General features: G+C 61.1%; 9 protein-coding genes and 2 pseudogenes. 4 read left to right on the top strand and 7 right to left on the bottom strand.

Going from position 1 to position 11,615, the window contains the following annotated elements; translation table 11 throughout:
• Positions 1 to 111, top strand: a pseudogene (locus A3A5_RS43005) (IS5/IS1182 family transposase); the annotation flags it as partial.
• A 232-nt stretch (positions 112 to 343) separates the two neighbouring features.
• On the opposite strand, the gene A3A5_RS37685 reads toward A3A5_RS43005, so the two are convergent.
• From A3A5_RS37685 to A3A5_RS0105570, 6 genes are all read right to left on the bottom strand, one after another.
• Complete coding sequence (locus A3A5_RS37685) at positions 344 to 2,590, bottom strand: DEAD/DEAH box helicase (protein ID WP_018309631.1); 2,247 nt, start codon at positions 2,588 to 2,590, stop codon at positions 344 to 346.
• Entirely contained in the window at positions 2,565 to 3,917 is a 1,353-nt protein-coding gene (locus A3A5_RS0105590; RefSeq protein WP_018309630.1) for an ATP-binding protein, read from the bottom strand. Before A3A5_RS0105590 ends, A3A5_RS37685 begins: the two co-directional genes overlap by 26 nt.
• 57 nt (positions 3,918 to 3,974) lie before the next feature.
• Positions 3,975 to 4,871 carry a hypothetical protein gene (locus A3A5_RS0105585; protein WP_018309629.1) on the bottom strand — a complete coding sequence of 299 codons (897 nt, stop codon included), beginning with the start codon at positions 4,869 to 4,871 and terminating at the stop codon, positions 3,975 to 3,977.
• Positions 4,872 to 4,951: 80 nt separating this feature from the next.
• A complete protein-coding gene (locus A3A5_RS0105580) occupies positions 4,952 to 7,192 on the bottom strand; it encodes a TerB N-terminal domain-containing protein (protein ID WP_018309628.1) in 2,241 nt (746 codons plus the stop codon).
• Between the two features lie 124 nt (positions 7,193 to 7,316).
• Positions 7,317 to 7,970, bottom strand: coding sequence for a hypothetical protein (locus tag A3A5_RS0105575; RefSeq protein WP_157637140.1), 654 nt, complete (start codon positions 7,968 to 7,970; stop codon positions 7,317 to 7,319).
• A gap of 234 nt (positions 7,971 to 8,204) precedes the next feature.
• Positions 8,205 to 8,981: a hypothetical protein gene (locus A3A5_RS0105570; RefSeq protein ID WP_018309626.1), complete on the bottom strand. Its 777-nt coding sequence runs from the start codon at positions 8,979 to 8,981 to the stop codon at positions 8,205 to 8,207.
• Positions 8,982 to 9,380: 399 nt separating this feature from the next.
• On the opposite strand from A3A5_RS0105570, the gene A3A5_RS0105565 reads away from it, so the two are divergent.
• The 3 genes from A3A5_RS0105565 to A3A5_RS0105555 all read left to right on the top strand — a co-directional run bounded on the left by A3A5_RS0105565 (position 9,381) and on the right by A3A5_RS0105555 (position 11,117).
• On the top strand, positions 9,381 to 10,235 hold the full coding sequence (locus A3A5_RS0105565; protein WP_018309625.1) for a hypothetical protein: 855 nt from the start codon (positions 9,381 to 9,383) through the stop codon (positions 10,233 to 10,235).
• Between the two features lie 137 nt (positions 10,236 to 10,372).
• On the top strand, positions 10,373 to 10,558 hold the full coding sequence (locus A3A5_RS0105560) for a hypothetical protein (protein ID WP_026200490.1): 186 nt from the start codon (positions 10,373 to 10,375) through the stop codon (positions 10,556 to 10,558).
• Between the two features lie 67 nt (positions 10,559 to 10,625).
• Positions 10,626 to 11,117 (top strand): hypothetical protein, encoded by a 492-nt coding sequence (locus tag A3A5_RS0105555; RefSeq protein ID WP_018309623.1) that lies wholly within the window; start codon positions 10,626 to 10,628, stop codon positions 11,115 to 11,117.
• Positions 11,118 to 11,272: 155 nt separating this feature from the next.
• Here the strand turns inward: A3A5_RS0105555 and A3A5_RS40780 are convergent.
• Positions 11,273 to 11,615, bottom strand: a pseudogene (locus A3A5_RS40780) (hypothetical protein); the annotation flags it as partial.

Here is an 11,615-nt window from a genome sequence, read left to right as displayed (position 1 = left end):
AAAGTCCGCTACCGTGGCCTGAAGAAGAATGCCGGCCGTGCCTTCACGGCGCTGGCGCTGGCCAATCTCTACTTGAGTCGAGGGCATCTGATGGGAGCAGTCCGCCCGTAAAGGGCGAATGCGGGGCGGGCGCCCCGCCAACACACCCCAATTGGGGGCGCGCGAAGGCAAATTCTCGTCGCCACAGCTATTTTTCCGGCCGAACGGGCTCCTGATCAACCTGCGTCACTCAATTTACCCAGCTTGTTCAGCGTAGCCCTAATCCAAGGCCAACGTTCGCGACGCACGTTTCGCTCGGACGCACTGGTCCGAAGACTCCGTCACGCAGAAAGGGGTTTCCTAGTCATGACCGCAGTGCCGCGGCCTGCCCAAGTAAGCCCCGCAGAAACTCATAGGTACCCGGCAGATCCAGCAGTTGCGACGCATAGTTGATCTGCAGCAGTGGCGGCGGAATCAACGAATCCCACTTTTCGACTGCCAGGTTCTCCGCGTCGCGTAGTAGGTCAGCGGCGTGCAGCTGATCCCCTGCGGCCAGGCGCCTCAACATCTCGTCAACTTCCTTAACCGATGTGCCGCTCAACGCCAGGCACAAGCCCTCATTGGTGGCATCGATGCCGAAGAACTTCAGCATAAGCGCCAAAGTCGTCTGAATCTCGTCCCCCTGCCACAGGAAAAGGCGTAGCGTCCCCTCGTCGTCCGCATGGGATACCTTACTCAGCCCGACCGACTTGAACGTCATGCGGGCCTCATTGAGCAAACGCTGAGCCTCCTCATCGAGGTAGGGCACCGGTGTGTCGGCTGTGAGGATCTGCCGCATTTGCTGGCGCACCCGGGTGTGAACCATGCCTGCGGTACCGCCGAACGACGGTGCGCGGCCGCCGGCGGAGGGCACGACCTCGATTACCTTCTGGCTATTGTCGATCCGCGCGACCTTCCAACGGCGGCCAGCAAACAGCAGGAAGTCACCTTCGGCGAGCGGGGAGGTCATCGGTAGGGATCCCAGCGTACGGCCGCGCGAAACCAGGCGGAATTCATCCGGACTGGAGAATGCCGCGTAAAAGGTGTAATGGCCAGTGATGGCCTCGCCGGCTGGCCCGTGCAGCAGAAGGCCAGAGCTGTCCTGGATCACGATCTCACGCGCGCCCAGGGCGCGAAGTACGGTGACGAATTCCTCTTGCCCGACCGATCGAAACGGACCGCGCACGCAGAGCTGGCGAAACGCGTCTGCCGCGGTGACGCCACCGCGCTGACCGATCAGCGACAGTAGCTGCTGGATCAACGTTGAGAGGTGCATGCCGCCCACTCGCGGCGGTTCAACCCAACGCTGCAGCAGCAGGTCAATCTGCGCGATCAGTTGCACCAGGTCTTCGCGAAGGCGATCGGGCAGGGTGGCACGGGCATCGTGCGGCGCCTCAAGCGCGTAGCCACGTAGGATCGCAGGCGTACCCTTCCGCCGGCCGGATCGGCCAAGGCGCTGCCGCAGGCTGGAGACGGACGGCGCCGGGCCGACCTGCACGACGGACTCCACGGGGCCGATATCGACGCCGAGCTCGAGCGTCGAGGTCGCGACGGCGGACGCCGGCGTGACGGTCTGCTTAAGGGCGCGTTCTGTTTCTTCCCGCAGGTCCTTGGAAAGGTTGCCGTGGTGTGGCCAGAACTCGGGCGGCAGGCAATCACGCTCGCTCATTGCGCGCAGAAGGGCGGTGTATTGTTCGACCTTCTGCCGGCTGTTCGGGAAGATCAGATGGTTGCGGCCCCGGAGGTTGTTGTAGATGTGGCGCCCGATCTGTAGCATGCCTAGCCCGGCCGTTTCCATCGCGGAAACGGGCTGCCCGCTCTTCACGCGCTCTTCGACTTCCTCATCCGATAGTTGCGGCGGGCCGTCCTGATACCCCTTGATCAGGATGCGCAGCGATGACGAAGCCTGTGTGCTCTCGATGATCGTGACCTTGGCGCCTTCGCCTGGCCGGAGGAATTCGGCGGCGAGCTGGATGTCGCCAAGCGTGGCGGAGAGTCCGATGCGCGGAATGCGCCGGCCAAGCGTCATCTCAAGGCGATCGAGCAGGCTCTGTAGCTGCATGCCGCGCTCGCTGCCCATGAAGGCGTGCAGTTCATCGACCACCACATAGTCGAGGCGTTCGAAGAGGCCCGCCACCCCCGAGCCACGGTTATAGAAAAGCGCCTCCAGCGATTCAGGGGTGATCAACACGCACCCGGCCCGCTTTTTGGCGAAGGTTTGTTTGCGGCTGGCGGCGACGTCGCCGTGCCACGGTACTACTGGGATCTCCAGCGTCTCACACAACTGAGTGAGGCGGTCCCACTGGTCGTTAATCAGCGCCTTGAGTGGAGAGACGCACAGCGCGCTGTGGCCGGCGGCATCCGGAGCCAGCAGGCGGCTCAGGATCGGCAGGAACGCAGCTTCTGTCTTGCCGGCGGCGGTTGCGGCAGAGATAATAACGTCCGAATCGCCGGCGATGATTGGCGGAATTGACCGTTCCTGGGCATCGCGCAGTTCTGTCCAGCCGGACTGCCAGATCCACTCCTGGATCAGCGGATGTAGGAGTTCAAAGCTGGACGATTGCGTGGCCATGGGCGCGCGCTGAGAGTTTGAACTCAAACAAGCCTTCATCTACACCGCCGTCCGCGATCACCTCGGCTTCCCTTGCAGCCCCGTTGTCCTTGGCAACCTCCACACGCTGGATCAGCGAATCCCACGGTGTGTCCGGATACTGGTCGAGAAGTGCGAGCAAGTTGATGAACGACGTGATCGTTGTGCGCGGCGTGCGGAAATAGGCTTCACCAATCCTCTTCTCGCAATGCGCCATGAAGTCTGCAATGCCTTCTTCTGGCAGCAAGAGCTTTGCCGGGTCGCCGGAAGCGTACACCTGCTGGATCTTCTCCAGCAGAACAAAGAAGTCCTCGCGCGCTAGCGCGGGTAGGCGGAGCACTGGGTGTCCGTAGTCCACCAGGCCGCCAGAGGAAAACGTGTTCTCGGCAAGTCGCGACTGCAGGGCCGCGTAGCTGTAGATCCCGCGCCGCGTGTCGAGTAGCGAGTCGGGTGTACAGCCGAGCAGGAATCCGAGCCCCTCGACGGTGCCTTGCAGGACGTCGTTGAGGATCCGAAGCAGCTGCTCGTAGTTGGCGTTACGAGACTGGGCGTTCGCGAGCTTGTAGAGGTTCACCAACTCGTCCAGGCCGACAAAGAGGCCTCCGTATCCCGCGAGCCGCACAAACACGGCCATCAGCTTGATATGGTCGTAGACGGAGGAATCATCCACGATCGTCCGGACGCCGAGCGCTTGGCGGGCGTCGGTCTTCGTGGTGAACTCGCCGCGCATCCACCGGATAGCGGCAAGCTTGAGCGATTCGTTGCCGTCATTGTGGCCCCGCCAGTAGGCCGCCACCACCGCGGCGAAGTCGTACCCCGCGACCATCTCGGTGAGCGCGGCGCACTTGCGGAAAATCAGCTGCTCCGGATCCTCGCCGCTCCTGCGGGCCTCGTCTAGAACCGTGCCGATGAACTTCTCCATCACGCTGGCGAGCGCGCCGCCGTCCGGCTTGCTGCGCGTCGACATGTTCGTCATCAGCTCGGCGTGAAGCGAGCGGGCCTGGCCACTGGTGGCGTGCAGGCGTCGGTCTGGGTTCAGATCCGCGCTGATCGTCACAAGCTTCTTCTCGAGGGCGACCGCGCGTACCTGGTTGAGAAAGAAGGTCTTTCCCGAACCGTATGCGCCAACCACGACGCGAAAGGCCGTGCCGCCAGCAGCAACATGCTCGATATCGGCAAGTAGCGCCTGAATTTCCCGGGCCCGGCCAACCTGAATCAGGTATTGGCCCGTGCGCGGGACAACGCCGGCGCGGAGGGCTTGGAGGAGGGCGTCCCGATCGCGCGGGCGGATGGTGGTACTAGAAGTCATCGGCTTCTCAGGTTCACTGGTCCGTGCTGGCAGGAAAGTGCGACATACAGTTGTGCGTCACGGGCTCAGTTGAATATTGGTGCGAGGCGTCCCCGCCTCCGGGTAGTACGCGTAATAGACGTCGACGGCTTCGGCCCAGCAGTCCAGTAGTTCCGCGGAGTGCTGCCGCACCCAGGCGGACAATGCATTGCCATTTGGGTGACTAGTGCCGAACAGGGAGGAGCCGGATACCGCATCGAATGCATAGTCCTCCCCGCCGCCGCGAATCAGCACGAAAGGAGCATCTGTTGGCTTGACGCAAAAGGCGAAAGCCTTCGCCTTCTCAAGGGGGTAGCGGCAAGGTACCAGTGTGCGCAATGACTCAAGGGTGCGGGCGCTAGGAACCACCATTCCGGCATCGCGGAAAGGGCGCCTGCCGTGAACCTCGAAGTCGTAGTCGACGAACCCGGCTGGTGTGTTGAACTCCACGCGTGTAATCTCAGCGGGGGATATCGGCGCGAACGAAAGCCACCATGTGCCTTCCTTGGTGGCAGTCGTTTTCATAAGCTGGCGCCTTTTTGCCAGCGGCAATTGCCACGGGTTCTCGACGTACGCGGAGAGACCCATCAACTTGGCTTCATCAGGCTTTTCGCCGCGACGGGCGTAATAGTCGACGAATGGCATTATCAAACCACTATCATCCGAAATTTCAACCGTCAGGCGCACCCTCGATTTGTGCATGGTGACGCCATTTCGCGGGGCGACGCCATGGACCTTTGTCAGGTATGCCACGCGACTGGCGGTCATTACCTCCTGGCCAGTGGTCAGACCGTGCCCAGTGGGTTCGGGATCGGTCGTCAGCCAAACAACCGAGTTACGAATGCTGCCGTCGCCGTGTTTAACGTGACCGAGAGAAATCCCCTTCGAAAGGATGGATTCGGCGAGCGACACAGCTGTGTAGTGATAGAACTTCATTGGGTATTCGAATGGCTGTCGGGTTTGTCGGTTAGGCTGATATTAAGATAGGGCGGGCCGGAGCCTGAGTTTGAATGTCGCTATTTTTGGCTCCGCAGCAGCGCCAGCGGCCCTGGGTTGAACTCGAACGGGTCGTCGCCTTCAAGCAACGCCTCGTCGAATGCATCGAACGCAGCGTCGTTGATCTTCTCGATCGCGCCAGACGGCATCAACCCATGTTCCGTGCATAGGGCAGCGAAGGCCTCGCTTGCCCAGGCATCCTGATCCACCAGGTCACGAAGTAGATCGCTGTGCCGGGAATCCAACGAGGGAAGGGCGGCGAAGGAGACCGAGCTTGGCGCTGTAGCCACAGGCGTTGTCGGGGTGTCCGAGCAGGAACTGGCGGGCGCTATGGCCATTGCTGGCGCCAGTTCGGCTGCGTTGTCCACCGGTGCGGCGAAAATCGAGATGAGCACGCTGTCGACTTCCGCCGTCTCCTTGCGCAGGGCAACGATCCTCGCCGTGTCGAGCGGACCGCTTTGTTTAGACCCATCTGCAACTGACGACGCAGGAGCATCAGGGTCCATGCCCGTGTGTGCCATCTCATACAGCGACTTCGGGTGGGCCCCAAGCAAAGCAAAGTACTTTTCCAACTGCCGGACTACTGATACCAGTTCGAGAGCGTCGCCCGCGCGGGCAACCGCCACAAGCTCTTGCGTGAGCGGTTCTCGGTCAGGTTGGTCGATGAGATCCAATTGCTTTTTTAATGTGCCCTTTCCTTTGAGGGCAGGTGCCCCCGGTGCTGTCAGGACAATCAGCAAGGCCTGCAGGCGGTCATGCGCAGCGACACTTAGTCCTTCCCATGCCCGCGTGATGGCCGTCGCCTTCATGAGCGCGGCATCCGCATTCGGCAGGCCCATGCGGACCAGGTCCGCGAGGAACACGACACATGCGACGCGCGCGTGATGCTTGGAATGACGCGGCATTAGCTCCGCGCCTTGATTTGGGCGCTTGGCTTCGAGCAAAGGAAGATCTTCCTCCGATCGAAACAATATGATCGGCGTGGTGCCATCTGGTGTGAATGCGCCATGCCTCGGGTCCGGCTCCATCCCGATGCCCATGTAGCCGTTCATCAGACCGATCAGATTCGCAGGTGGCAGTTTTGCGAGAACGTTTCTCGCCTCAAGTGGCGCAAGGAAAGCGGAGAGCGTTGTTGGTTCGGTGAAATCAACGCCGGCATTCAGATCTGCTACCGTCAGGGCGAGACGCTCCCAGACTGGCGCGGGCCAAAGCGGGCACGGTAGCATGAGCCGAGCGACTGGATCGTCGGGGTGCGCACCGCTTCGATTGAGATATCGCGAATACGGGGTTAGCGTATCCGCCGCGGCCTTCGCGATCGTTTCCACGACCTGGCCCAGCCCACTTTCTACTGCAGTCACATCAGGCATGGGCAGAGATTCCTGAACCTCGCGCATCACAGGCGATACAGGCGTGTATGAAAGCTGTAGGCTTCTAGTTGCGAGGGGTGGGGCCCAGTTGGCAAGCTGCTTTCCGAACTGCCGACTGCAGAGGTCTTGGAAGACCGCGGCGAAGATGCGCGGATGGCGTTTCACCACTGGCAACTTCGTAAAGCGGTGGTCGTTCAGATACCAGACCGCTAACCACGCTGCCGGAAGGTCACGACGATTGTGGTAGCACCTTGCCAGCACAATCCGAAAGAGGTCCTTTATCGGCGGCGGGCTCCCGTCGAGCGGTGGCACTGGCAATTCAATATCGTCCTTCCCGTACATGTAGTGGCAAAACGCGAGCAGTTGTCGGGCCCTCCAGTTGAACGTCCCGTTCCTGTAGGTTTCGATCAGCCCCTCCAGCTCGACGCAGATGGCGGGAATCTCATCCCGTGCTGCCGGGTCCGTACGGGCGTCGATGACCGCGCGACGCTCGAGGCCGTAGAAAAACAGGTACACATAGCCGATTGCCGCCTTTGGATGGCGCCGCCCGCTGGCCAGCCAGTTTAGATAGGCCGACCGCGCGTCCGGACTTATCCCCTCGAAGGTTGGGAAGTACGGCAGCCCGCTGGCTATGAAATTGGTCTCTTTGCCGATCTCCAGGCTCTCGTCGATCAGACTTGGCTCGACTCGTTCGAGGCGACCGCGCCCGGCGTTGCCACATAGATACACAAGGCCACAGGACAGAGAATAGTGGTGCACGTTGACCCGCATGCCAGGCGGTACCCAGTGCGCGGCCAGGTCCTGCGGCCGAACGGACTGCGGAGAGGACCTGATGACGAATAGTTCGGGCTTATCCGATGTCAGCTCGGTCTCGAAGAAGTTGTCGGAGGGCATGATTCCGGCTTCAAGCAAAGAGGGTGAGTGTGGCGTTGCTGTGCTCGTTGGCCTTGTACCGCGCCGTGGTGTCGGCGTGGTGCCAAAAAGACCGGCGCCAAACCGACATTCGAGCGCCAGCGGATCAGATGCCTTTGACTACGCGGGACAGCCAGTCGAAGAGGCGTGGCGATCCGCCGTCGGCGACGGCGTCGTCTGCGTCTAGTGCCTTGTCCGCTTCGGTGTCCGGCTCGAATTGGAAGTGAGTGAATTTGCAGTCGGGGCAGGGGTGTGCTTCAGCATTGAGGTCGAGGCGCATCTTTACGCCATCGGCGACACGCAAGCTGATCACCGTCTCCGGTTCGATCTTCGCGCCCTCAAGGACCTGGCGAAACCACTCCCAGACACCCGGATGGCCGAGTATGTTCTCAAGGCCGTAGGTGTCGATCCACTCCCGGCAGACTGGGGGGCGACGCGCGTAGTGTGTGTGTACCTTGCCGTCGAGTTCGAAATAGACGAACACGCGGGGGCGTGGCCACGAGTAGGTTGCGTCGAGGTGCTTTGCCTCCCACGCCCGCAAACCCACCGGATTGAGCTGACGGCCGGCAATGCGCCGCCGTACCTCAATGTCGATGGCCCCACCCTTGTGCTCGAACTCGTCCAAATCAAGCAGCTCGGCGATAACGGGTTGGCCGTCTTCGAAGGCGGTTTCGGCCAATGTCACCGCGCAAACGATGATCTTGTCCCGGGCTGGAACGTAGAGGCCGAGATAGCCCCACTCCGGGTCGGTTTGGCTCAAAAGGACAGCGTTTCCGCCGCGAATGGCGGCCTCAAGATCGGACGGGGACAAGCAGGCGAGGGACTGCGTTTGCTCTCGTGCGAACCTACCCACACGGATATCGCCAATAACATGGCTATAGCGACTCAGCGCCCGGCGGCGCGTATCTTCTCGAATACTCAAACGAAAACCTCAGTTGGACGGGATCAACTTACTCTGTGCGACATCGTTCTTGTCGGCGGAGATTCCCGGATCTTAAGCCGTATAGTGCGGTTGTTGGGTCTCTCCCTTCGCAAGGAGGGCCGGGAGCACGCCCTGACCTTTGCCTGAGCAGCACGAACACGTCAACGCCGGTGCGCTGATGTCGAGCTCGACCGGATGGGTGTCCGCAATGCGGATCGCCACGACGCGCTCGATTGGCAGATCATTCCGCTCCGCCTGCCGGCGGTACCAATCGAGAAAGCCGGGGTGGCCCGCTGCCTGCTCTAGCGAGTGGGTCTCCACAAAGTCCCGGCAGACCGGGGCATTGTGGAATACCATTTGCGCCGGCCGAGCACCCGGCGCATCGTCGTCTCGGCGGAACCAGGTCGTCACGCGGTACCGCGCCGGCGGTAGGACACCTTGGAAGTGGCGCAGCTCCCATGCGCGGAACGAGACGGGGTCGAGGGCCTGGAAGACGGCGGTGCGCAGGCGCGCGACAGCGATCGGGCCAGCATCGTTCTCGAACTGGTGCTGCGTGAGCACAGTCACGATGCAAGGCGATGCATTCGGTGCCGGATGGTGTGCGAGAACCGCGACAAAGAAAGCATCTTGCTCATGGTTGTAGAGCAGGTGGTACGTGCGGATCCGATTACCCATGGCGCTCTGCCACGGCAGGATGACAGCGCCGCCGCCGACGATAAAGCTGCGAAGGCGCTCAGCGTCGAGGCCGGTGCGGGAAAGGGCTCGTTGGCAAGCATGGATGGTGAGGTGCAGGCCTGCCATGCGCGGGTGAAGGTCTTGGCCGATGATCGACGGGTTGGCAATACGCATGATGATCTCCGAGTGATGCCTTTCGGCGGTAGCAAGAGTTTCATGCTCTCGCGTGTTGCCAGGAACGCAACTCGCGCGTGATCGTCGGTACGTCTTGCCGGGCCGCTATCAGCGGGTTTGTCGCTGCAAAAAGGGGGTGTGCTATAGTGCAGCCAGCCGTTTGAACGGCATCCCACCTCAAGGCGCTCGCCGCCCCTTTTCACATATATCCCACCGTCTTGCCGGGTCAATCGACACCGCAGAGCGCAAAATTCTCCCTGCTCTACAGCACGTCCTGACAACAGGAATCTGGCCTGCCGAGCAACTTCTACTAGTACTGGTTCGGCCAGTCCCTCGGACTCGTCGAGCACCTGACTCGCTCCTTATCAGCAGCCCGTGCACGGGCATAAGGAGAGAACCATGAATGGCAATAACAGCGGGAATGTAGAGCAGCGCGGACAGCTTCCGAATAGCGCGGCCACCGCGGCACCATCGGTGAGCCAGCCAAAGTCGTATCGTGTTGCAGTTCATGGTGGCGACTACCTGGAACGAGCGCCCCGGGTTGCAAAGTTCCAGGTAACCGAGACGTATGCGCGCGAGATCGTCAGGCTGGCGGCGCTGGTTGTAGCCAACGACCTGTATCAAGTCGAACGGTTGGACGGCCGCGCCAGTTACATGCAATTCGATCCGGAGACCGACCCTGATGACGCGCAGGAAGCGGGCGAAGATAACTCGGTCCGTACCGAGTGCGACGTGCTCGTAGTTTCCAAGGACGAGTTTCTCTTCGAAGCGTACGTCAAGCACACGGATGATCGTGTCAAGTGTACGGCGCAGCCGATCGTGGAACTTGCGGCTCATTTCGCCATTTCGCTCGACGAGGCAAACCAGCCGGCGCCCGATTCAACTGCCGCATTGTCGCAACCTCAGGGCCCGGACCTAGTCGGTGTACTGTCCGATCTGGTGCAGGCGGTGGAGTTCACTCCTCTGGGCGTGCGGGGAATCACGGCGGTGAAAACTGCGAAGGCCGCGCTGGGGGAGGTTCCCGGTTCTGGATATGCGAAGCTTGCAGTCCAGGGGCGCTTTGCCGCGACGTGGTCGGAAGCATTCACAAATGGTCCGGAGACACGCACCGTCACCGGTGACTTCTTCACCCTAGGTGCCGGTTATGACTGGGAAGACATTGTTGGCCTGGTCGCCCTCGGCGTCGGCCAAACCTGGGAAAACCGTCACTACGGTCCGGCGCACACCGTCATGCGGTTGCCTGACACCGAGTAAGGCCTGAGCAACACCTCCTCATCGCGCCGCCACCGTGGGGCGCGGGGGGAATCTTTTCTGGTTCGGCCAGGCACGCGCCTCGCCGAGCAGATGCTCGCTTCTTTTCAACAGCCTCTTTGAGGCACAGGGAGCGAATCATGAATCAACAGACCCACGAAGAGATTTGCAGCGTTCCGATTATCCCGCGCATGTTCTTTCCGTACGTGGTGAAGGTCATTGCATCGGATACCTGTTACCCGATCGACTTCGAGGCCAAAGGCCTTCTCTTTGAGAATGGCGCGGTTGTGATCGAATATCCGTTTAAGGATCCAGAGCGGAAATGATCCGAAGACCGGCGAGGACGGCACCGCCATCGACATCCAGGCAATCATTTTGCCGAACGGCCAGCGCATGGGTGCAGATCACTGGGAAGAAGTGGCGGAGGCGCCGCCCCATAACTGCCGGATGTTGGCGTCCTTGGGCATGCTGTGCGACTCGGGGGGCACTTTCGGTGAAAAAAGGGGCTCGAGTTTGTACGAACAAATTTTGCAGGCCGCAGTGAATACGCGAAGACTGATCGGATTGCCGTACGACGCACTACTTGAGCAACTCGGAGTCCGTGAACCGCAAGCGCATCCGCTTTTCGACGTAGCGCAAAAGGTGCTGTCCGTGATGATGCAGGACGCGGTGGGCGACTACGAAACGCCGGACCAGGTGCCGGAGTGGGCGTGGGTGAAAGCCAATGCCACGTATGTCCATGGCCGAAACGGCAACGACGGTATCTGGGAGTCCATTTTGAACCTCGGTTGCGCGTTCAAAGGCGATCCGGGCCGCCTGGCACCGATTATCGCTGCCGCGCGTACTGAAGGCGCCGCCTATCTCATCATTCACCAGGGAACCTAAACCATAACTGGAAGACCTCGCCCGCGCCGCCAGTACGGATTGCGAGCGAGGTGAGCCAGTTCGGCCGGGCCAAGAGTCCCGCCGAACTCGCACTCGCTCCTTTTTGACCACCCCGTTCTGGGGGACAAAGGAGAAGCCAATGAACAGCAATCATCCTACCGAACGCACCGAGCAGCAGGCGACTCAGCAGCCATCGATCTACGTGATACGGCAGCTTGTTCCATCTGGGCATCGCCGCCGAGCTTGCTGCGAGCCTGGGCGAAGGCTTGTTCACTGACGCAACGGCGCAAGGTGTTTTGGCGGGCGAGCGTGGCGAAGAATTGATCGAGCTCGGCTTGCATGCCCATACGCAAGTTGCCGAGCATGAAGGAGATCAGTGTCGGCAGGGTGAGCTTGCGCTGCCGGGTGAAGGCGGCCGGATGCTCTGGATGACGGGCAAGATCGTGAAAGACCTTGGTGTGCAGATATTGGGCAAGTGCAGCGAACAAATCGGACAGG

Origin of the sequence: Cupriavidus sp. UYPR2.512 (assembly GCF_000379565.1) — a bacterium.
GTDB lineage: Bacteria > Pseudomonadota > Gammaproteobacteria > Burkholderiales > Burkholderiaceae > Cupriavidus.
This window is presented reverse-complemented; position numbering and strand designations above follow the sequence as displayed.